Here is a 20655-nt window from a genome sequence, read left to right as displayed (position 1 = left end):
ACGATGGAACGGAATGCACGTGAGGACAACACCGGGAGGGGCGGTTCGCTGCGCGCGCTGTTCGACGACCTGTCGTTGCCGCAGGTGGCCGCTGGTGCGCTTGCGGCCGTTACTTCCATGCTGCTGGCGTCTCAAATAGGCATTTACGGATCGGTGATCGGCGTGGGCGTGGGCTCCATCGTTTCGGCGGTGGCGTCGCAACTGTACAAGAAGTTCTTTACCGCCTCGGCCGAAAAGCTGCGCGAGTTGAAGCCGGGCGAGCCGGGCTACGTGCCCGATGGCGGTTCGGGCGATGCGCCGACCGTCGTTTTGCCGCCTGCCGGTGAAACGGCGGTGCTGCGGCCGACCACCGTGCGTCGGTCGCTCACGCCTCGGATCGGGGACGCTGCGCTTCTTGGCGATGTGACGGCGCAGCGGGTTCGCGACAATCGCGAGCGCAAGCGCAGGACGCAGCGCAGGATCGTTGCCGTTTCTGCCGTTTCCGCAATAGTAGCGGTGCTGGTATCCGCTTTTGCGATCAACCTGATCACGCAGGGCGAAGGTTTCGGCGCGCGGCCGGAGCCCCTCGTTTCGGTGCAGAAGCAGGAGGCGCCGCAGGACGTGGGCGGCGCCTCGGGCGGGCAGGGTCAGTTCGGGTCAGCGGGTTCGGCGGCGAACGGCGGTTCGCAGAGCTCCGATGGACACGGCGGTTCCTCGGCGGGATCGGGGTCTTCAAACGCCCAGGAGGGATCGTCGAATGCGGGCGGGTCGACTTCCGGCGGTTCGGACTCCGGCGCCGGCTCTGGCGCGAGCGGCGGTTCCGGTTCGTCGGGCGCGGGCGGATCCGAATCGGGGACGTCGGGCGGATCGGGATCGGACGCCGGCGGCGATGCTGGCGGGTCGGCCGGCAGCGGCAGCGGTTCGGGATCGGGAACGACGCCGGGCGGCGGTTCCGGGTCGTCCGGCTCAGGCTCTGCGGCGGGTTCGGGCTCGGGCTCGAGTTCCGGCTCGGGATCATCCGCAGGTTCGACCACCCCGGCGAGCTCGCAACCGCCTGCGAGACCGTCGGGCGGTTCGGCTAGCGTGACGGCTTAGGTCGTGCGGCTTTCGCTTTGAACAGGCCGTGTTGGTTGCAAAAAGCGTAGACGGTCCCCGACCCCATGATGGGGAAGCGCGCCTCGGCGTTTTGCTCCGGGTACAGTTTGCGCAGGTGCAGGCGGTCCGTTGTGGCGTAGGCGATGAAGCTGACGAAATGCTGCTTCGTCATGGGGTGGTCCATCGTTACGTAGAAGTCGTGTTCCACCACGTCGATTTCCAGACGATGGACGCTGTCGGCAGAGTCTGCGTCTTCGGCGTCAAGGGCGGGGAGCAGGATGCCGCAGCAGCTGAACGCGCCCTCGCCGGTTGCATGGACGACGTTGCCGCACAGAGGGCAGACGTAGAACCGCGTGCGCAGCATGTTGGCGCAGCGATTCGAGTTGTGGGCGCATTCCCCCGAAAGCAGCTCGGCCACCGACACGTCGAGCGCCGCGCTCAAAGGCTCGACCAGCGTGATGTCGGGAAGCCCCTTTCCCGTTTCCCATTTGGAAACCGCTTTGTCGGTGACGCCGAGGCGGCTGGCAAGCTCGCGCTGCGTGCATCCTTTTCGCTCGCGCAGCTTGCGGATGGTGTCGCCGGTAATGTAGGTGGACATGAAGTGCTCCGTTCGGTGGTTGTGGCGGTCTGCAACGACCCTGTTTCGATTGCATCGATTATGGGGCTGCCTTCGCGTGCGGGCAACCTACGCTTCGTGGAGCGCTTGGGAAAGGCTCGATCATCGCACGCTCACGCGCCCTCCTTCCACGTGCCAGCGCGTGCTGGTGCAAGCGTTCAGAAACGCCTGGTCGTGCGATACGGCAACGAGCGCGCCGGGGTAAGCCGCAAGCGCGCGTTCGAGCGCTTCTGCCGAATGCAGGTCCAGGTGGTTGGTGGGTTCGTCCATCACGATGAGCGCCGGCTCGTCCAGCATGCCTTGGGCCAGCATCAATTTGCGCAGCTCCCCCGGACTCACTTCGCTCCCGGCCAGGATGCGTTTTGCGTTCGAGTTGAGCTGGGTGACGATCGAGAGCAGGCGTCCCATGCGGGCTTCGTCGGTTGAAAGCAGGTCGTTCGCTATGCGCCTTGCTTCGGCGGGCGACACTTCCTGCGGGATCGTCAGGACGGCGATGTCGTTGGGAAGCCGTTGGAGCAGGTGGCGTACGAGCGTCGATTTGCCCGCACCGTTCGGTCCGGAAATGCCGATGTGATCGGTGTTTCCGAGGGCGAGTTTCGGAAGCTCGAGTCGACCCTGCCCGCAGGGGATGGCGTGTTCGTCCATGAGCAGGAGCGTTGCGCGCGGATGGGGTTTCGACTCCAGCCAGAGCGACCCGTTGTAGCGTTTCGCCGTGCGGATGCCCTGCGCTTCCTGTCGGGCTCGTCCGGCGCGTGCGTCCATGTTCGACGCGAGTGCGCCGGTCTTACCGTCCTGCCCGGAGTATACGGCAAGCCGACGCTTCTCCCTTCCGTCGCTATCGTGCTTGTCCAGGTGCCGGGCGCTCAACCGGGCGGCCGTTCGCGCGGCTTGCTGGGCCCGCTCGTTCGCTTCGGCTGTCAGGCGTTCGGCCTCTCGCTTGGCGGTTGCCCGCTTGGCCAGGGCTTCGGCGCGCTCGCGTTCATGCTGCGTGCGCGCTTCGTCGTAGGTTCCCGGGCGCATGGACCAGGTTCCGCCTTCGAACATGAGGCAGCGTTCGACCAGGGCGTTCAGTAGCTCGCGATCGTGCGATACGAGGATGCCGATGCCGCGATAGCCCTTGAGCGCTTGCGCAATGGCGGCGCGGCAAGGCGCGTCCACGTGGTTCGTGGGCTCGTCGAGCGCCAATACGTCGGGGTCTTGCCAAAGCGCCACGGCCACTTGGATTTTCTTGCGCTCCCCAAAGCTAAGTTCGTCGAAGCGCCAGGGCATGTCGTCTTCAATGCCCAGATTTTCGCGCAGCGCGATTGCGTGGCGGGAGAAATCGCATGCGAAGTCGTACAGCAGATCGGGCGAGGTGACGGCGTCTTGGGGGCAGTACGTTGCCGTGCGCTGGGGAAAGACGCTGCCGATGTCGGGCTGGATCAGGCCGCATGCGATGCGTGCGAGCGTGCTCTTGCCGCAGCCGTTGTCGCCGATGACGCCGCACCAACCTTCGGCGAACGTAGCCGAGACGTGTTCGATGGCGGGTGCGGGCGACCCGGGGTAGGCGTAGCCGATGTCGTGCAAGGTGAGAACCATGAAGACCTCCTGTGGATTCGGGGGCCCTGCATGCGGATGTTCGCGTAGGGGGTTCGCCGGCGCGCTGAGCGGCGTGAGGGCGTTGGGTCGAGCGTATGGATCTGCGATGCGAGTCCGCGCAGGGCCGAGCGCCGTGCAGGCGCCGGGATACGTCGGGGTTGGGGCATCGCTAGAACTTCATGTATCGCTCTCCTTGGAGTGGCGGGCGCTTGGCATGGGGGCGTCCGCGAAACGTTGCCGTGCGAGTGTAGCACGCGTCCGGGCGTGCAAGCAAGCGCCCCGAGCGCATGGCGGGGCCGTCGGTCCTAAAGCGCTGATTCGCGCCCAGCTTCCGTCCTCTGCTTCGTTTGGGAGTTGCGCAATGCTACCATGTTCGCCGATAGAAAGGATTGCCATGAGCGCTGCAGACGATGCCGTATCGAAACTCGAATTGATCATGGGCCGCGAAGGCGTTGAGCGCCTGGCTGCCTCCACCGTCATGGTGCTGGGCTTGGGCGGCGTGGGATCGAACTGCGTTGAAGCGCTCGCACGCGGCGGGGTGGGGCGCTTGATCGTGGTCGACCACGATGTGGTGCAGGCGAGCAACATCAATCGTCAGGCCATTGCGTTTCATAGCACCATCGGGCGCAAGAAGACGGAGGTGGTGCGCGCCATGGTGGCCGACATCAACCCGAACGCTCAGGTAGAGGTGCTGGATACGTTCGTGCTAGCCGAAAACGTCCCCGCTCTTTTGGGCGAGTTCGGCGCGCGTGCCGACTACGTGGTGGACGCGATCGACACCATTTCCACGAAGCTGGCGATTGCTGAATATGCAGACCGTGAGGGCATGCGCCTGATCAGCAGCATGGGAGCGGCGAACAAGCTGCATCCCGAGTGCTTTCGCGCGGCGGACGTGTACGAAACGGTGAACTGCCCGCTGTGCCGCATCATGCGCAAGGAAGGTCGCAAGCGCGGCATTCGCAGTCTGCGGGTGCTGTATTCATGCGAGCAGCCGGTCGAGGTGCCCGTGCGCGAAGGAGCTGCGCGGCGCGAGCGATCGAACCTGGGCACCGCATCGTACGTGCCGCCCATCATGGGGCAGATGATTGCGGGCGAGGTGCTTCGCGAGCTGGCGGGAATCGGTCGGTGACTATTTTGGGGACGGCATCTTCGGCGATCGACAGCGACGTTTCGTCGATGCGCCTTTTCGACATGCACTGCCATGTGGACTTCGCGCCGAATGCAGCTTCGCTTGCAGCCGGCCTTGATGGGCTTGGCGTGAGCGCCTTCTCGGCAACGGTGACGCCCGAGGGCTACGAGCGCGCCGTGCAGGAGTTGGCAGCGTGCGGCAACGTGCGCGTGGCCTTGGGCCTGCATCCCTGGTGGGTGGCCGAAGGCGAGTCGGACGGCGCGAACCGGGCGCTGGAGCGGTTCGAGCATCTGGTGGGATCGACCCGATTCGTCGGCGAGATCGGACTGGACTTTGGTGCAAGGCACGGTGCGTCGCGCGAGGCGCAGGAGCGCGCGTTCGATCGCGTGGTCTCTGCATGCGCCAACCTGGGCGGCAAGGTGCTAACGCTTCATGCGGTGCGCGCGGCGGGCGCGGTCCTCGATGCGCTCGAACGGCATCGCGCGACAGAGGGTAGTGCATGCGTGTTCCATTGGTTCCCGGGCTCGTCCGATGATCTGCAGCGCGCGATACGGCTCGGCTGCTTCTTTTCGGTAGGCCCGCGCATGCTGGCCACGAAGCGCGGGCGCGCCTATGCGCAGGCCGTGCCCCGCGAGCGTTTGTTGCTGGAAACCGACGAGCCCTCTGCGCCGGGGGCGTCCCTTGAAGCCGGTGCGTGGAGAGGGCTTCTTGAACGCGCGCTGGTCGATCTGGCGGGTTTGCGTGACGAATCGGCTGCTGATCTGGGTATGCGGATTGCCGCTACCAGCGCGTTGTTGCTCGAAGACGATTCCAGGCTGGAAGGATAGGGCCATGGTTGCCGTCTTGCTGCAGGGCTTTGCGATGGGCTTGGCGTATTTGGCGCCAATTGGAATGCAGAACCTGTTCGTGATCAATGCGGCGGTTTCCGGCACTCGACGGCGCGCCCTTGCGACTTCGCTTGCGGTTACGCTGTTCGACATGACGTTGACGCTCGCGAGTTTTTTCGGTATCGGCTTGCTTATGGATGCAGTGCCCGGCCTGTCTCGTGCAATTCAGCTGGTCGGCGGCCTTCTGGTGGTTGTGATAGGCGTTCGTCTCATCGCGGCGAAGCGCGAAGATCCCGCCGCACAAGCGGCTTCCGGTGCTTCGAGAAAAGCTCCGCGCTTCGGACGCGAAGCCGGCTTCGCGTCGATCGTTTCGGCGGCGTTCGTGGTTACCTGGTGCAATCCGCAAGCGCTCATCGACGGCGCCTTGATGCTGGGCGCCTTTCGCGCGACGTTCGTCGGTGCGGAAGGCGTTGCGTTCGTGGTTGGAGCGTGCTCGGCGTCGCTCGTGTGGTTTCAGGGGATCGCCCTTGCCGTGAACGCGTTGGGCAGCCGGTTCAGCGACGGCATGCTGCGCGTGGTGAATGTGGTTTGCGGGATAGTCGTGGTGCTGTACGGCATGCGTCTTGTTGCCGCGTTCTTCGGCCTGGGCGCCTAAGCGTTTCGATCGCGCTCCCCGGTGCTTTTTGCGAAGATCCCCGCGCAGGGCGCGCCTTTGCGGGGATCACGTTGCCTGTGCGTTAGCGCCAGTCCTCTTCGTCGGCGAATTCCCAGCCGAACAGCGCGTCGCCGACAAGGCGGAAGCCGAACGGCAGCGGTTTCGCCAGCGCGCCGGAATCGATGCGCTCCGCGATTCCCTCAAGCTCGCTCAGAAGGTCGAAAAACGAGATGCCGTCGAGCGACGGCATGCCCGCCGCTACCTCTTCGGGCGAAATGAGCATGATGTCCAGCACGATGTCCAGGTAGCCGTCAAGCTGAGCGTTGCTCTCCTGCAGCGCTTCAACCTGGTTTTCGGGGAAGAACGACTCTTCGATGCAGTACCAGCCTTTGACGGAGTCGTTGTCTTCTTCGTCCATGAGGTCGCTCGGGACGATGCCGTTGGCTTCCAGGTCGGCCACGGTATAGCACGACATGAGCATCTCGGGCGTGACGACGGGGCTGTCGTTTTCATCGAGATCGCTCATCACGTAGACCACCTGCGCGGCAACGCCGTTTTCCCCGATATCGAGCGACAGCCCGTAGTGGTATCCCGGATTTGCTTGGCGCGTGCCCCAGTACAGCTCGCCGTGGTGTTCCAAAAGCGTTTTGACGGTTGCGGCCATAAGGCCCCCTTTGAATCCGTGCCCGTTACATGCGAAAAGTATAGAGCATCGCCGACCGGCGAGCGGCTGCGCGTCTGCAATGGGGCGGATTCGTCATACGCTCGACGCTTCCGTTCGCGTGGTACCATGTTCGCCGACTGAAAGGGGAAGCTATGCCGCTGATTCATTTGGAAGGTTTGGACGACGCGCGCTTGGCGGTGTATTCCGGCATGACCGACGCGCAGTTGCGGGATTGTCCGGACTTTGCAAGCGGCCTGTTCATAGGGGAGTCGCGCAAGGTTATCGAGCGCGCGCTCGCCGCCGGGGCGCGTCCGGTTTCGCTGTTCGTGGAAGAATGCTGGCTCGACCAGACGATGCCGCTGATCGATCGGCTGCTGCGGATCGATCCCGAACTTCCGGCGTTCGTGGCAACGCGCGAGCAGTTTCACGCGTTGACCGGCTACCAGGTGACGCGCGGGGCGTTGGCGGCGTTCGAACGTCCGCCGCTTCCGTCGGTGGAGGATCTGCTGGCCGATGCGCGCCGCGTTGCGGTGCTGGAGGACATCACGAACTACACGAACATCGGCGCCGTGTTTCGCTCCGCCGCTGCGCTCGGCATCGATGCGGTGCTGATCACGCCTTCGTGCCACGACCCGCTGTACCGTCGTGCCGCCCGTGTGTCCATGGGCACGGTGTTCCAGGTGCCGTGGACGCGCATCGGCGGCGTGCGCGAATGGGCCGTCGAAGGCGTGGCCTTGCTGCATGATCTGGGATTCAAGGCTGCTGCGCTGGCGCTTTCCAACGATTCGATCCCGCTGCACGACGCGCGCTTGCGCGCATGCGAGAAGCTAGCTCTGGTGCTGGGAACCGAAGGCGACGGCCTTGCGCCGTCCACTGTGGCGGCATGCGACTACACGGTGAAGATCCCCATGGACCACGACGTGGATTCCCTGAACGTGGCTGCCGCGAGTGCCGTTGCCTTTTGGGAGCTGCGCACGAAGTGGCGATAGGGGCAAGGCTGTAAGGCAAGCGCGGTCGAGGACGGAGCGGCTTCGACCGCGCTTGCCCCTGCTGTTCTAATCCAGATCCAGCTCTGCGATGACTTCCTTCAGCTTGGCGGCGGATGCTTGCAGGGCGGCAAGTTCGTCGTGGCTGATGGGCGCGGGCACGCGGTACTCGATGCCGCCTTTGCCTACGACGGCGGGCAAGCTCAAAACCACGTCTTCCAAGCCGTACTCTCCGCCGTTTTGGTAGTTCGACACGGGCAAGATGGGCTTTTCGTCGCGCACGATGGCCTCGCAGATGCGCTTGACCGCCATGGCGATGCCGTAGTACGTGGCCTTCTTCTTCGCGATGATCTCGTACGCGCTGTTCTTCACGTCTTCGGCGATGCGCTGCATGGATTCCTCGTGCTCGAAATGGCCGCGCATCTCGCAGAAGTCGTTGACGGGAATGCCCGAGACGTTCGCCAAGCTCCAAACGGCAATCTCGCTGTCGCCGTGTTCGCCGATGATGCGGGCGTGCACGTTGCGCGGGTCCACGCCCAAGTGCTCGCCCAGGATGTTCTTGAAGCGCGCGGTGTCGAGCACCGTGCCGGATCCTATCACGCGATCCTCGGGAAGCCCCGAAAGCTTCAAGGCCACGTAGGTGAGGATGTCCACCGGGTTCGATACCACCAGCAGGATGCCGCCGAAGTCTCGCTTCGCGATTTCGGGAATGATGGACTTGAAGATTCCCACGTTCTTGTGCACCAGGTCGAGCCTCGTTTCGCCAGGCTGCTGGTTCGCTCCGGCCGTGACCACGATGATGGCTGCATCGGCAAGGTCGTCGTAGTCGCCGGCGTAGATGTTCATGGGGCTGGCGAAAGGCATGCCGTGGCTGATGTCGAGCGCTTCGCCCTCGGCTCGGTTGCGGTCGACGTCGACCAGCACCATTTCCGAGAACAGGCCGCTTTGCATCAGCGTGAAAGCCGTGGCCGACCCCACGAATCCGCATCCGATGATGGCGACCTTGCGGCCGTCGACCGATTTTTTCATACTATGACCTTTCCCAAGCACGATTCTATGGTTTACGCGACCCTACTGGAACCGATTGCGTTCGTCAAGACTGCACGTCAAGGAAGGACGGAGTATGCCCAAGATCGTTATGGTCGACAGCGATTTCGAGAACATGGACTTCGAAGAGCGCATGGCGCGCGATGCGGGCGTGGATTTCGCCTGTTTCGATTCGCGCGGCTTGGATGACTTGGTTCGACTTGCGGCCGATGCCGACGGAATGGTCACTTCGTACAGCGCGTTGCCGCGCGCGGCGTTCGAGGCGCTTCCTCGGTTGCGGGTGGTCAGCCGTACCGGCGTGGGCTACGACGACATCGACGTGGAAGCCGCCACGGATCACGGCGTTGCGGTGTGCACTGCCCCGGGGTACGGAACCGAGGTCGTCTCGGACCATGCGATCGCGTTGGCGCTGTGCGTGCTGAGGCGTTTGAACGAGATCGATACCGACATGCGCGCAGGCGTGTGGGACTATGCGCGCCGCCGGCCCATGGGGCAGGCGTACGGGCGGGTGTTCGGCGTGGTGGGGATGGGCGATATCGGCCGCGCCGTTGCGCGCAAGGCCGCAGGGCTGGGTTTTCGCGTGGTGTGCTGGTCGCGCTCGTTGGTGCCGGGCCGACGCACGCCGGAAGGCTACGATATCCTGTCGCTTGACGAGCTGTTGGGCTGCGCGGACGTGGTCAGCCTGCATGTGGCGCTCGCGCCCGAGACGCACCACCTGCTGGACGAGGATCGCCTGGCGCTCATGAAGGAAGGGTCCGTGCTGGTGAACACGGCGCGCGGGGCGGTGGTGGACACTGCGGCCTTGGCGGCGGCGCTCGAATCGGGGAAGCTGTGGGGCGCGGGCGTTGACGTGTACGAGGGCGAACCCGTCGACTTCGACCATCCGCTGCTGCGCGCTCCTCACACCGTGCTCACGTCGCATGCGGCGTACTGGTCCGAGGAATCGGGGCTTGAACTGCGCACGCGCACCATGCGCAGCGCGATCGACGTGGTGCTGGGCCGTCGTCCCGCCGACTGCCTGAACCCTGAAGTGCTCGCGCAAGATCGGCGACGGTGAAACGCTTCGCGCAACCTTGTTTCGTCCAGCGTTTCGAAGGCGCCGCGTCCGAAGCGGCCCTCTGCCGCTTTCCGGCGATTTCGTGTCGGTGGGCACCTGCGCCATCTGGTATTCTGCTAATTCGAGTACTTTTGAGCATTGCCGCAACGGTATGCCGAGCGAACTACCGCATCGAACATGGGGGATGAACGTGGCCGCATTATCGATTGCGCCGAAGTCGAAAGACGACGCGCGTATCGCCCAACAGTTGAACAGGCACGGACGACGGGTGGAGACGGCTCCGCCGGGAATGTGCCCGCTTGCCGCCCAGCTGTCGCTTCTGCGCGACGGCGCTCTGCAAACCTGCGGCAAGTGCGTCCCGTGCCGCGACGGTTTGCCGCAGCTTGCTGCGTTGCTCGAGCGCGTGGTGGCGTGCGACGCCGACGCCGGGGCGTTGGAGCGACTGCGCGCGTTGGCTCAGATGGTGCGCGACACGGCCGACTGCGCCATTGGCTACGAGGCGGCCAATGCGCTGCTCGAGGGCATGGACGCGTTCGCCGAGGAGTACGAAAGCCACGTGGGGCGAGGCTGCTGCCAAGCGGGCGTGGGCCAGTCGGTTCCCTGCGAGACGCTCTGCCCTGCGCACGTGAACGTGCCCGCCTACATTGCGCTGGTGGCCGAAGGCGACTACGCCGGTGCCGTGCAGATGGTGCGCAAGGACAACCCGTTTCCCACGGCGTGCGCGCTCGTGTGCGAGCATCCGTGCGAGGAGCGCTGCCGGCGCACGCTCATCGACGCGCCGCTCAACATTCGCGGCATCAAGAAGTTCGCCGTGGACCAGGTGCCCGCCGATACCGTGCCGGTGCCGCAGCGCAGCGTTGACACGGCGCGCACCGTTGCTGTTATCGGCGGCGGGCCGAGTGGTTTGACCTGCGCGTACTTCTGCGCGCTCATGGGGCATCGCGTGACGGTGTTCGAGGAGCGCGATCAGCTGGGGGGCATGCTGCGCTACGGCATCCCTGCGTACCGTTTCCCGCGCGAGCGGCTGGACGAGGATATTCGCGGCATCATGAACGCCGGCACCATCACCGCGCGCTGCGGCGAGGCGATCGGCCTGACCGAGATGCGCGAGATCGCGGACACCTACCATGCCGTGTACGTGGCCATCGGTGCCCAAACGGGCAAGAGCCTGCGCATCGAAGGCGCGGACGCCGAAGGCGTGATGTCGGCTGTCGATATGCTGGGCCGCATCGGCGACGGCGACTACCCTGATTTTTCGGGCAAGAGCGTGGTCGTGGTGGGCGGCGGCAACGTGGCCATGGATTGCGCGCGAACTGCGGTTCGCGCAGGCGCCGACGACGTGTCGGTGGTGTACCGGCGCCGCAAGGAAGACATGACCGCTTTGCCTATCGAAGTGGAGAGCGCCATCGCCGAAGGCGTCGAGATGATCGTCCTGGAGGCGCCCGTGGCCGTCGAGAAGGATGCGGAAGGGCGATGCGCGGCGCTTATCACCCAACCGCAGATGATCGGCGCGGTGCGCGGCGGCCGACCTGCCCCTGTGGCGGCTGACAAGCCCGAACGCCGCATCGAGGCCGATATCGTGCTGATTGCGGTGGGGCAGAACGTGGTGTCGGCGCCGTTCGAGGAGTTCGGCATGACGACCACCCGGGGCTGCTTCAACGCCGACGAGCGCTTGCGCGCCGAGGGCTTCGACAACGTGTTCGTGGGCGGCGATTGCCAGACGGGACCCGCGACGGCCATTCGCGCCATCGGAGCGGGCAAGGTCGCCGCGCGCAACATCGACGAGTTCTTGGGGTACAGCCATAAACTGCGCTGCGACGTGGAGGTTCCCGTTGCGCGCCCGAACGACCGCACGCCTAAGGGGCGCGTGGAGATAACCGAACGTCCGGCTCGCGAGCGCAAGCGCGATTTCCAGGGCGTCGAGATTGAGATGAGCCGCGAAGAAGCCGTGCAGGAGTGCGGGCGCTGCCTGCGCTGCGATTGCTTCGGACCGGGAACGTTGGAAGGGGGCCGGGTTCAGTATGCCTAGCATCACGATCAATGGGAGCGCTGTGCAGGCGCGCGAGGGGGCGACCGTGCTGGACGCCGCGCGCGAGGCGGGCGTGCGCATTCCCACGCTGTGCTATTTGAAGAGGTCGGGAGCCGTTTCGTCGTGCCGCGTGTGCGTGGTGGACGTGGAGGGCCTGGACCATCCGGTTCCCGCATGCTCGACGCCCGTGCAAGACGGCATGGTCGTGACCACGGATTCGCCGCGCGTGGAGGCGTACCGTCGCGTTGCGCTCGATCTCATCATCGCCGATCATGGGCTTGATTCGACGCACTACTGCTTCTCGTGCGACAAGAACGGCGCGTGTGAGCTGCAAGCGCTTTGTCGCGAGTACGGCGTGCTGGAGTCTTCCTTCGAGGTTGCGCAGAAGCGCGAGCCCGTGCTGGACGCCAATCCGTTTCTTTCATACGATCCCAACCTGTGCATCCGTTGCCAGCGTTGCGTGGGCGCGTGCAACAGCGCTGCGCGCAACCATACGCTGCAGGCGGGAAAGCGCGGGGTTCGCACGGTTATCGAGGCGCCTTTCGGGGTCGATTGGCGCATGACCGATTGCGAGTCGTGCGGCACGTGCGCGCAGGCATGCCCGACCGGGGCCCTCACGGAGAAGCGCCGCGCGGCGTACCGCTCGTGGGAGACGAATCGCGTGCGCACCACGTGCCCGCATTGCGGCGTGGGATGCCAGCTTGACCTGGTGGTGAAGGATGGGCGCATCGTGGATGCGGAGGGAGCGCCCGGCCCTTCGAACAACGGCCTTCTGTGCGTGAAGGGACGCTCGGCCAGCTTCGACTTCGTCGATGCGCCCGATCGTTTGCGTACGCCGCTTGTCAAGAATCGCGAAACGGGCGAATTCGAACCTGCTACCTGGGATGACGCGCTTGATCTGGTGGCTCGTCGCTTCACGGAGCTGCGCGACGAGCATGGGGGAGCCTCCCTTGCGGCGTTCGCCTGTTCGCGTTCCACGAACGAGGACATCTACCTGTTCCAGAAGATGGCTCGAACGGCGCTGCAGACGAACAACGTCGACTGCTGCGCGCGTGTTTGACACGCTCCCACGGTTGCCGGTCTGGCAACCATGCTTGGCTCGGGAGCGATGACGAACTCAATTGAAGACGTGGTGAACGAAGCCGACGTGATCATGCTGGTGGGGTCGAACCCCGAGGAGGCTCATCCGGTCATCGGCATGCAGATACGCGCTGCGGTGGAACGCGGGTGCCGTTTGATCGTGGTGGATCCGCGCGACATCGGGCTGGCCGCGCAGGCGGACATTCACTTGAAGCTGCGCCCGGGCACTAACGTGGCTTTCGCCAACTGCATGGTGAACGTGATCCTGCGCGAAGGCCTCTACGATGCGGATTTCGTGCACGAACGCACCGAGGGCGTGGAGATCATGTCCGCGACGGTGCGCGATTACGTGCCGGAGCGCGTGGAGGATATCTGCGGCGTCGATCAGCGCGACCTGGTGGCTGCGGCCAAGATGTACGGCAAGGCCCGAGTGGCTGCCATCGTGTACTGTCTGGGAGTGACGGAGCACTCCACCGGCACCGACGGCGTGATGGCGCTGTCCAACATCGCTATGATCACGGGTAACTTGGGCAAGCGCGGCGGCGGCGTGAATCCGTTGCGCGGCCAGAACAACGTGCAGGGCGCATGCGACATGGGCGCCGGACCCGACGACCTGCCGGGATACCAGAAGGTGGCCGACCCCGAGGTGGTGCGCCGTTTCGAACGCGCGTGGGGAACCGGCTTGCCGCGCGAGCGCGGCGTGAAGGCAACTGAGTGCTTCCCGTCCATGATCGAGGGCGGCATCAAGGGGCTGTTTTTGTTCGGTGAGGATCCCGTGCGCACCGATCCCGATACGGGGCATGTAATTCGCGCGCTGGAGTCGCTAGACTTCTTCGTGGTGGACGACCTGTTCATGACCGAGACGGCGAAGTATGCCGACGTGGTTCTGCCCGGTTGCAGCTACGCCGAGAAAGAAGGCACCTTCACGAATACCGAGCGTCGCGTGCAGCGCGTGCGCAAGGCGGTGGACGTTCTGGCGGGCGCGCGTCCGGACACCGAGATATTCACCGAGGTCATGAATCGGATGGGGTATGCCCAGCCTTGCCTGACGCCGGCCGAGATCATGGACGAGGTGGCGTCCGTCACGCCCACCTACGGCGGCGTGAGCCATAAGCGCCTTGACGGCGACGGCGTTGCCGGGCGCGGTTTGCAATGGCCGTGCCCGAACGAGGAGCACCCGGGTACGCCCATCCTGCATGTGAGCGAGTTTTCGCAGGGCGTGGGGTCGTTCTCTACGCCAAGCTATCAGCCTTCGGTGGAGCTGCCCGATGCGGAGTATCCGCTCATGCTCACCACCGGGCGCATCCTGTACCAGTACAACGCCTGCGCGATGACCGCTCGCGCGCGGGGCGTGAACGAGGTTGCGGATCGTTCGTTCATCGAGTTGCACGAATGCGATGCGGCGGCTTTGGGCGTGTCCGACGGGGATCGTGTGCGCGTGTCGTCGCGTCGTGGCCAGATCGAGACGACGGCGCGCGTGTCGGGCAAGACCAACCCGGGCGAAACGTGGATGCCGTTCCATTTCCAGGACGGCAACAGCAACTGGCTGACCATCGCCGCGCTCGACCGCGTGTCGAAGGCGCCTGAGTACAAGGTATGCGCCATTCGGGTGGAGAAGGCGTAGAAGCGGACGAGCGGCGCGTGGGAACAACCCGGCGCCTATGGCAATGCGCCGGGTGCTGAAAGCGTGCTTTCGGAGAGATCGCCGACAAAACGCCTGCCGCATCTTAGGATGCGGCAGGCGTGCGGCTCTAGGGGGCTGTATGCGGGGCGGGTGCTGTCACGGGTGCCGATTTGCGCCCACGCGCCGGCCTTTTGGCTCGCACGACGGTCGTGCGGTACATTCATTCTGATAAGGTTTCCAATTCGTTTCAGCACGATGGGGCTTTCTTGAAGTCGCATCGCGTTCGTTGACGACGTTGGTCGTGGTCGTCCATCATTAACCTATACATTCAATGCATGGGTGCAAACGAGTACAAGGAGCAGCATATGACGAAAACGCGCATCGGCATTTTGGGGTACGGCAATCTGGGCAGGGGCGTGGAGCTTTCCTGCCGTCAAAACGATGATCTTGAGCTGGTCGCTCTATTCACTCGACGCGACCCTGCTTCCGTGAAGCCTTTGACCGAGGGCGTTTCGGTGTACTCTGCCGACGACTTGGCGGCGCATGCGGACGACGTGGACGTCCTTATCCTGTGCGGTGGCAGCGCGCGCGATCTGCCCGAGCAGACGCCGGCGTACGCCGGGTTGTTCAATGTGGTGGACTCCTTCGACACGCACGCGAACATACCCGCGCATTTTGCGAACGTGGACGCAGCGGCAAAGGAAGGCGGCAAGGTCGCCGTCATTTCCGCCGGCTGGGATCCGGGCATGTTCTCGCTTGCGCGCCTGTACGCGAACTGCATTCTGCCCGAAGGCGCCGATTACACGTTCTGGGGTCGCGGCGTTTCCCAGGGTCACAGCGATGCGATTCGTCGCATCGAGGGCGTGGCCGACGCTCGTCAGTACACGGTTCCCGTTCCTGCGGCGCTCGAGTCCGTTCGGGCTGGTCGGAATCCTCAGTTGACCACGCGCGAGAAGCATACGCGCGAGTGCTTCGTGGTGGCCGAGGAGGGCGCCGATCTGACGGCCATCGAAAAGGCCATCGTTGAAATGCCGAACTACTTTGCCGACTACGACACTACGGTCACGTTTATCTCGCAGGAAGAGCTTGATCGCGACCATGCGGGCATTCCCCATGGCGGTTCGGTGATTCGTTCGGGCTTGACCGGCGAAAACGGCGAGCATCGTCATGTGGTCGAGTTCTCGCTGAAGCTGGATTCTAACCCCGAGTTTACGGGCAGCGTGCTTACGGCGTGCGCTCGTGCGGCGCATCGCCTGAGCCGCGAGGGCCAGATGGGCTGCAAGACGATGTTCGACATCGCTCCGGCGTACCTGTCCTCCAAAAGCGGCGAGGAGCTGCGCGCTGAAATGCTGTAGCCGTTAAACGTTATGCATGGAAAGGCCCTGCCGTTTATTCAAAGCGGCAGGGCCTTTTTTGCGATAGTTTTGGGGCGCGCTTGTATACTGGGGTTTGAAGACGTGGCTGAAAAAGGAGCGTGCATGGCCGTCAACCGCCAGAAGCTGAAGCTGCTGCATCTCATGAAGATGCTTCAAGATGAAACCGATGACGAGCGCGGCCTTACTATGGCCGAGATCCTCGAGCGGCTAGGGGCGCTCGGTGTTTCGGCCGAACGCAAGTCGGTATACCGCGACATCGAGGCGTTGCGCGCTTTCGGCATGGATATACGCACGCGGCGTTGCGCCCCGGTCGAGTACGCGTTGGCTTCGCGAGATTTCACGCTTTCGGAGCTTGCGTTGTTGGTGGACGCAGTGCAAAGCTCGCGCTTCCTGACGCAGCGCATGAGCGACAAGCTGGTTCGCAGCGTGAAGCGGCTGGCTCCCGAGCGCCAGCGGGCGCTTCTGACCAGGCGTTTGCATGTTGAGGGTCGCATCAAGATGCAGAACGAGTCGGTGCTGGCCAACGTGGATCAGCTTCAGCGCGCTATGGCGCAGCGTTGCAGAGTGTCGTTTCTCTATTTCAAATACGATGCGCAAAAGCGTCGGGTTCGGCAGCGCAACGGTCGGCGCTACGAGGAAACTCCCGTGCAGCTGGTGTACGCAGACGGCTATTACTACCTGGTGGCATACAACGAGAAGCACGACGGGTTCCCTCATTACCGAGTGGACCGCATGGAGCATATCGCCCTGCTTGACGAGCCTGCTTCGCGCAACGACCGCATTGCCACGTTCGATGCGGGGAAGCTGGAGCAGCGCGCGTTCGGCATGTACGGAGGCGAGCCGGTTTCCGCAACGCTTTTGGTATCCGGCGAAGCCATGGGCGGCGTGATCGACCGATTCGGCGAAGACGTTCCCGTCACATCGGCGGGGGAGGAGCATGCGCATGTGCACGTGGCCGTTGTCGAGAGTCCGGCGTTTTTCGGTTGGGTAGCCCAGTTCGGCAGTCGGGTGCGCATCGAAAAGCCCGCGGCGCTTGCGAATGCGTATCGCGATTACTTGAAGAACATCCTCGACGCATACGAATAGGATCGCTCGGAGTCGATGCCGAAACTGCTCATGCGCAGCCATCCTCCGTCGTCCAGATGGGCTTCAAGGGCCAGGAGGCGTTTTCTTCCGTCGGTTTCGAACGCGAATCGCTCCACCGTGCGCCCTAATGCGTAGGAGCAGGGCCGAACGCTTCTCCAGAAGAAGGGCTGCGATGCGTGCGAACTGTTTTCTGGGCTGCTGCGCGACCCGAAGGTTGCAATGGGGGAGTCGGTCTCGACGTGGCCGCGGTGGATGGCTATGAGCGGGCTGTGCATGGCGAATGCGGTGATGTCGCAAGTGTCGAGCCTGATCATGGTGGGTGCGTCGGCCAGCCAGCATGCTTCCCGTTCGTCCCATATGGAAAGCACGTCGATGATGCGCGATCCCGTTGCGCTGCGGACAGCCTGCATGCTTTCGCGCGAGAGGCGACGAGCATCGCCGCTCCAGCGTCGGTACAGGCTTGCGAAGACGGCCGCCGCATCTGCGGAGGCCGGGCGAAGCGATGGTCGAGACTGCGATCGCAACGGTGTTAAAGCGTCCTTCACGGTATCCCCCCCTTCCTTTAGAGCATCATGGCTGCGATTGCCGCCAGGGAAAACAGGATTCCCGCGCTTGCCGCCATGACGCGCTCGCCTGACGACAGGTTGTAGCTGACGCCTTGCATTCCCTGAAGGAGGCGCGGCTTCGCTGCGGTGTCGTTTCGAGCGGCCCTGCGTCGATCGAAGCACTCGCTCGAAGGCTCATGCTCTGCGACGTTGTGCTGGTTTCGCGCGTGAAGCGCTTGCTTGCGGCCAGGGTAGAGGCCGCCGGCTATCGCGCGGATTTCCGGGTTCGCTGCTGAGGTCTGCGCGTGCGAGGCGTGCGCGGTTGTGCGGGAGGAATGGTCGGTATCGATATGCCGGGTTGCGATGGCTGCGGTGCTCATGGGGCCTCCTTGCTTTGGATCTGGCGAGTATGCTGCGCAGTGTACCGGAGAAGGGGTGAGTTATGAGTACCACTATTGGTACAATTGTTGAATAAAATGGGAGAATGAAAAAAGAACCGCCGAAGCGGTTCTTTTCGTCGAGCAAGCGTTGTCGGGAAAGGCTATTCCTTGCCGTTCCAGCAGTAGGTGCATACCTGGTCACGATCGATGCCGATGGCTTCCAGCATGCCGTCAAGCGACTGGTAGCCCAGCGAATCGAAGCCCATCTGCTCGCAGATTGCGTGCAGCATGCACTGGCCGCGCTCGGTGGAGCTGTCGGCGTATTCCTCCAGGTGCTCCTGACCCTCGTCGCCTTCGAGCTGCTGCACTACGCGGCGCGCGATCAGATCCATCTCGGACTTGCTGCTTGAGAAGCTCAGGTATTTGCAGCTGAACATGATGGGCGGGCAAGCCGAGCGCATGTGCACCTCGGACGCGCCGCATTCGTACAGGAAGTCCACCGTTTCGTGCAGCTGGGTGCCGCGCACGATGGAGTCGTCTACGAACAGCAGCTTTTTGTCGCGGATGAGCTCGGGGATGTGGATCTGCTTCATTTTGGCCACGCGGTTGCGAACCTCTTGGTTGCTGGGCATGAACGAACGCGCCCACGTGGGCGTGTACTTGATGAACGGGCGGGCGAACGGCGTCTTGCATTCCGTTGCGTATCCGATGGCGTGCGGTACGCCGGAATCGGGCACGCCCGCCACGTAGTCCAGGTCGGGCAGGGTACCGGCAGCGGCTTCGTTGCGCGCCATGACGGCACCGTTGCGGTAGCGCATGACCTCGACGTTCACGCCTTCGTAATTCGAGTTGGGGTAGCCGTAGTACACCCACAGAAATGCGCAGATCTTCATCTTGTCGCCTGCGGGGGCAATGGTCTGGTATCCGTCGGCGTCGATGCGCACGATTTCACCGGGACCCAGCTCGTACTCGTCGTCGTAGCCCAGCTTGTGGTACGCAAACGACTCGAACGAGATGCAGAACCCGTCGTCGTTCTTGCCGATGAGCACGGGGAGGCGCCCCATCTTGTCGCGCGCCGCGATGATGCGGCCGTCCTCGGTCATGATCAGCAAGGTGAGCGATCCTTCGATCGCATCCTGGGCATGCTTGATGCCCGAGACGAAGTCGTCTTTCTGGTTGATGAGCGCAGCCACCAGCTCGGTGGTGTTGACGGCGCCGGAGCTCATGGCCATGAACTGGCGGTTGCCGTCGGTGAAGTAGGATTCCACCAGCTGTTCGGCATTGTTGATGGCGCCTACGGTGGTGATGCCGAAGGTGCCCAGATGCGATCGCACCAGAAGCGGCTGCGGATCGGTGTCGCTGATGCAGCCGATGCCGCTGCATCCGTGGAATCCGGGAAGGTCGTCTTCGAAGCGCGTACGGAACGGCGTGTTCTCGATCGAATGGATTTCGCGCTGGAAGCCCTCGTCGTCGTGGAAAATCATGCCTGCGCGCCGCGTTCCCAAGTGAGAGTGGTAGTCCACGCCAAAAAACACGTCCAGCACCACATCATGATGTGATGCAGCCCCGAAGAATCCGCCCATTATGTACCTTTCGTCTTGCCCTGCCGCCTCGTCCTGCAAAAGCATCAGTATAAAGCTCCTGAAGCCTTGCAAGGCCGAGGTCGTGGGACGATCCGCGGTTTCTGCACGAGAAGCGCGGGCAGCGGCGGCGCCGTCGACTTTGCGAAGCCGTGCCCAAAGTTGCGTGCAGGGTCGAAGGGGCGGGCGTTTCGCTCTTTCGAGCTGGCGGCGTTGGGCGCAGCTGGGGGCTTGATGGAATTTTCGATCGGAGCGTTCGCGCTTGCGTGGAGGCAGGTACTGTTGTTTCGTTCAAAGGATTCGAGGGAAAGCGTGCGCATGAAGAAGATTCTGATGATTGCAACCGGGGGCACCATCGCTTCAGCCGAGGATGGCTGCGGACTTGCCCCGTCGCTGACCGGCGAGGAGCTGGCTCGGTTCGTGCCGCAGGTGGAGGGCTTGTGCGCGTTGGACGTGGTGCAGCCTATGAACATCGACAGCACAAACATGCGACCTGCTGATTGGATGCTCATTCGCGACGAAATCGCGCGTGCCTACGATGCGTACGACGGGTTCGTGGTGCTGCACGGCACCGACACCATGGCGTATACGGCAGCGGCGCTTTCGTACCTGATCCAGGGGAGCGGAAAGCCCATTGTGCTGACCGGTTCGCAACAGCCCATGGGCAGTCCGTTCACCGACGCGAAGCTCAACGTGTACCAAAGCCTTCTGTACGCGCTTGACGATCGATCGTGCGACGTGTCCGTTGCGTTCGGCGGCTCGGTGATCGCGGGTACTCGTGCGCGCAAGCAGCGCACCATGAGCTTCAACGCGTTTACGAGCGTTAATTTTCCCGAGATAGCCCTTATCAGGAACGATCGCGTGATCCGGGCGGCCTCGCCCGTTCGATGCGCGGACGAGGGGTCGCTTCGTCTGTTCGATCGCTTGAACGAGCGCGTGTTCGTTCTCAAATTGACGCCGGGAATGAGCCCAAGCGTGTTCGAACTTTTGGAACGCGACTACGATGCGGTGATCGTGGAGACGTTCGGCATTGGGGGAATTCCTGCGTACCATGACTTCCACCAGGCCCTTTTCGACTGGGTCGATGCCGGGAAAACCCTGGTGATGACCACGCAGGTGCCCGAAGAGGGGTGCGATTTGGGCGTGTACGAAGTGGGACGAGCCTTTGCCAACCATCCCGGCATTCTCAAGGGCGGCGATATGACCACCGAGGCTTTGGTGGCGAAGACCATGTGGGCCCTTGGGCAAACGACCGATGCGGACGAGATTCGATCGTTGTTCTATCGGGTGGTGAATCACGATCGGACGGTAGAGGGCTAAGG

The 20655-nt window shown here is 63.6% G+C and carries 18 protein-coding genes; 11 read left to right on the top strand and 7 right to left on the bottom strand.

Features of this window, described 5'->3' with window-relative positions:
* The first annotated feature begins 3 nt into the window (after positions 1 to 3).
* Positions 4 to 1074: a hypothetical protein gene (locus LG373_RS07965; protein WP_225749484.1), complete on the top strand. Its 1071-nt coding sequence runs from the start codon at positions 4 to 6 to the stop codon at positions 1072 to 1074.
* Here the strand turns inward: LG373_RS07965 and LG373_RS07960 are convergent.
* The gene (locus LG373_RS07960) at positions 1058 to 1672 is read right to left on the bottom strand and encodes a helix-turn-helix domain-containing protein (RefSeq protein WP_114567505.1); all 615 of its coding nucleotides are present in this window, start codon (positions 1670 to 1672) and stop codon (positions 1058 to 1060) included. The genes LG373_RS07965 and LG373_RS07960 overlap by 17 nt on opposite strands.
* A 120-nt stretch (positions 1673 to 1792) precedes the next feature.
* Complete coding sequence (locus LG373_RS07955) at positions 1793 to 3268, bottom strand: ATP-binding cassette domain-containing protein (RefSeq protein WP_225749483.1); 1476 nt, start codon at positions 3266 to 3268, stop codon at positions 1793 to 1795.
* 394 nt (positions 3269 to 3662) lie between these two features.
* On the opposite strand from LG373_RS07955, the gene LG373_RS07950 reads away from it, so the two are divergent.
* Genes LG373_RS07950 through LG373_RS07940 form a run of 3 tightly spaced genes read left to right on the top strand, consistent with a single transcriptional unit; the run spans position 3663 to position 5879 of the window.
* Complete coding sequence (locus LG373_RS07950; protein WP_225749482.1) at positions 3663 to 4397, top strand: ThiF family adenylyltransferase; 735 nt, start codon at positions 3663 to 3665, stop codon at positions 4395 to 4397.
* Complete coding sequence (gene qatD / locus LG373_RS07945) at positions 4394 to 5224, top strand: Qat anti-phage system TatD family nuclease QatD (protein ID WP_225749481.1); 831 nt, start codon at positions 4394 to 4396, stop codon at positions 5222 to 5224. Before LG373_RS07950 ends, qatD begins: the two co-directional genes overlap by 4 nt.
* A 4-nt stretch (positions 5225 to 5228) precedes the next feature.
* The gene (locus tag LG373_RS07940) at positions 5229 to 5879 is read left to right on the top strand and encodes a LysE/ArgO family amino acid transporter (protein WP_216529601.1); all 651 of its coding nucleotides are present in this window, start codon (positions 5229 to 5231) and stop codon (positions 5877 to 5879) included.
* 82 nt (positions 5880 to 5961) lie between these two features.
* Here LG373_RS07940 and LG373_RS07935 read toward each other — a convergent pair whose 3' ends face one another.
* Positions 5962 to 6543 carry a hypothetical protein gene (locus LG373_RS07935; RefSeq protein WP_225749480.1) on the bottom strand — a complete coding sequence of 194 codons (582 nt, stop codon included), beginning with the start codon at positions 6541 to 6543 and terminating at the stop codon, positions 5962 to 5964.
* Between the two features lie 152 nt (positions 6544 to 6695).
* Here LG373_RS07935 and LG373_RS07930 point away from each other — a divergent pair, with 152 nt between their 5' ends.
* Positions 6696 to 7532, top strand: coding sequence for an RNA methyltransferase (locus LG373_RS07930; protein ID WP_225749479.1), 837 nt, complete (start codon positions 6696 to 6698; stop codon positions 7530 to 7532).
* Between the two features lie 66 nt (positions 7533 to 7598).
* On the opposite strand, the gene LG373_RS07925 is transcribed toward LG373_RS07930, so the two are convergent.
* Positions 7599 to 8558 carry an L-lactate dehydrogenase gene (locus LG373_RS07925; protein WP_114567500.1) on the bottom strand — a complete coding sequence of 320 codons (960 nt, stop codon included), beginning with the start codon at positions 8556 to 8558 and terminating at the stop codon, positions 7599 to 7601.
* A gap of 94 nt (positions 8559 to 8652) precedes the next feature.
* On the opposite strand from LG373_RS07925, the gene LG373_RS07920 reads away from it, so the two are divergent.
* The 5 genes from LG373_RS07920 (at position 8653) to LG373_RS07900 (ending at position 16828) form a co-directional block, all read left to right on the top strand.
* The gene (locus LG373_RS07920; protein WP_225749478.1) at positions 8653 to 9633 is read left to right on the top strand and encodes a C-terminal binding protein; all 981 of its coding nucleotides are present in this window, start codon (positions 8653 to 8655) and stop codon (positions 9631 to 9633) included.
* A 184-nt stretch (positions 9634 to 9817) separates the two neighbouring features.
* Positions 9818 to 11662, top strand: a complete 1845-nt coding sequence (locus LG373_RS07915; RefSeq protein ID WP_370632888.1) for an NAD(P)-binding protein — start codon at positions 9818 to 9820, stop codon at positions 11660 to 11662.
* Entirely contained in the window at positions 11655 to 14366 is a 2712-nt protein-coding gene (gene fdhF / locus LG373_RS07910) for a formate dehydrogenase subunit alpha (RefSeq protein ID WP_225749476.1), read from the top strand. The genes LG373_RS07915 and fdhF overlap by 8 nt, the downstream gene beginning before the upstream one ends.
* A gap of 365 nt (positions 14367 to 14731) precedes the next feature.
* Entirely contained in the window at positions 14732 to 15721 is a 990-nt protein-coding gene (locus LG373_RS07905) for a diaminopimelate dehydrogenase (protein ID WP_216529608.1), read from the top strand.
* A gap of 123 nt (positions 15722 to 15844) precedes the next feature.
* A complete protein-coding gene (locus tag LG373_RS07900) occupies positions 15845 to 16828 on the top strand; it encodes a YafY family protein (protein WP_216529609.1) in 984 nt (327 codons plus the stop codon).
* On the opposite strand, the gene LG373_RS07895 is transcribed toward LG373_RS07900, so the two are convergent.
* The 3 genes from LG373_RS07895 to LG373_RS07885 all read right to left on the bottom strand — a co-directional run bounded on the left by LG373_RS07895 (position 16795) and on the right by LG373_RS07885 (position 19336).
* Complete coding sequence (locus tag LG373_RS07895) at positions 16795 to 17373, bottom strand: hypothetical protein (RefSeq protein WP_181792605.1); 579 nt, start codon at positions 17371 to 17373, stop codon at positions 16795 to 16797. The genes LG373_RS07900 and LG373_RS07895 overlap by 34 nt on opposite strands.
* A 17-nt stretch (positions 17374 to 17390) precedes the next feature.
* Positions 17391 to 17753, bottom strand: a complete 363-nt coding sequence (locus tag LG373_RS07890; protein WP_216529610.1) for a hypothetical protein — start codon at positions 17751 to 17753, stop codon at positions 17391 to 17393.
* A 161-nt stretch (positions 17754 to 17914) separates the two neighbouring features.
* Entirely contained in the window at positions 17915 to 19336 is a 1422-nt protein-coding gene (locus tag LG373_RS07885; RefSeq protein ID WP_216529611.1) for an amidophosphoribosyltransferase, read from the bottom strand.
* Positions 19337 to 19651: 315 nt separating this feature from the next.
* Between LG373_RS07885 and LG373_RS07880 the strand changes: the two genes are divergently transcribed.
* Positions 19652 to 20653 (top strand): asparaginase, encoded by a 1002-nt coding sequence (locus LG373_RS07880; protein ID WP_216529612.1) that lies wholly within the window; start codon positions 19652 to 19654, stop codon positions 20651 to 20653.
* The last annotated feature ends 2 nt before the right edge of the window (positions 20654 to 20655 follow it).

The organism is Paraeggerthella sp. Marseille-Q4926 (genome assembly GCF_916618935.1).
In the GTDB taxonomy this organism is placed as follows: domain Bacteria; phylum Actinomycetota; class Coriobacteriia; order Coriobacteriales; family Eggerthellaceae; genus Paraeggerthella; species Paraeggerthella hominis.
This window is presented reverse-complemented; position numbering and strand designations above follow the sequence as displayed.

What these genes read in the sequence shown, in the direction of transcription:
- LG373_RS07965 (WP_225749484.1), top strand. Translation starts at nt 4, where the DNA reads ATGGAACGGAATGCACGTGAGGACAACACCGGGAGGGGCGGTTCGCTG.
- LG373_RS07960 (WP_114567505.1), bottom strand. Translation starts at nt 1,672, where the DNA reads ATGTCCACCTACATTACCGGCGACACCATCCGCAAGCTGCGCGAGCGA.
- LG373_RS07955 (WP_225749483.1), bottom strand. Translation starts at nt 3,268, where the DNA reads ATGGTTCTCACCTTGCACGACATCGGCTACGCCTACCCCGGGTCGCCC.
- LG373_RS07950 (WP_225749482.1), top strand. Translation starts at nt 3,663, where the DNA reads ATGAGCGCTGCAGACGATGCCGTATCGAAACTCGAATTGATCATGGGC.
- LG373_RS07940 (WP_216529601.1), top strand. Translation starts at nt 5,229, where the DNA reads ATGGTTGCCGTCTTGCTGCAGGGCTTTGCGATGGGCTTGGCGTATTTG.
- LG373_RS07935 (WP_225749480.1), bottom strand. Translation starts at nt 6,543, where the DNA reads ATGGCCGCAACCGTCAAAACGCTTTTGGAACACCACGGCGAGCTGTAC.
- LG373_RS07930 (WP_225749479.1), top strand. Translation starts at nt 6,696, where the DNA reads ATGCCGCTGATTCATTTGGAAGGTTTGGACGACGCGCGCTTGGCGGTG.
- LG373_RS07925 (WP_114567500.1), bottom strand. Translation starts at nt 8,558, where the DNA reads ATGAAAAAATCGGTCGACGGCCGCAAGGTCGCCATCATCGGATGCGGA.
- LG373_RS07920 (WP_225749478.1), top strand. Translation starts at nt 8,653, where the DNA reads ATGCCCAAGATCGTTATGGTCGACAGCGATTTCGAGAACATGGACTTC.
- LG373_RS07915 (WP_370632888.1), top strand. Translation starts at nt 9,818, where the DNA reads ATGAACGTGGCCGCATTATCGATTGCGCCGAAGTCGAAAGACGACGCG.
- LG373_RS07905 (WP_216529608.1), top strand. Translation starts at nt 14,732, where the DNA reads ATGACGAAAACGCGCATCGGCATTTTGGGGTACGGCAATCTGGGCAGG.
- LG373_RS07900 (WP_216529609.1), top strand. Translation starts at nt 15,845, where the DNA reads ATGGCCGTCAACCGCCAGAAGCTGAAGCTGCTGCATCTCATGAAGATG.
- LG373_RS07890 (WP_216529610.1), bottom strand. Translation starts at nt 17,753, where the DNA reads ATGAGCACCGCAGCCATCGCAACCCGGCATATCGATACCGACCATTCC.
- LG373_RS07885 (WP_216529611.1), bottom strand. Translation starts at nt 19,336, where the DNA reads ATGGGCGGATTCTTCGGGGCTGCATCACATCATGATGTGGTGCTGGAC.
- LG373_RS07880 (WP_216529612.1), top strand. Translation starts at nt 19,652, where the DNA reads ATGAAGAAGATTCTGATGATTGCAACCGGGGGCACCATCGCTTCAGCC.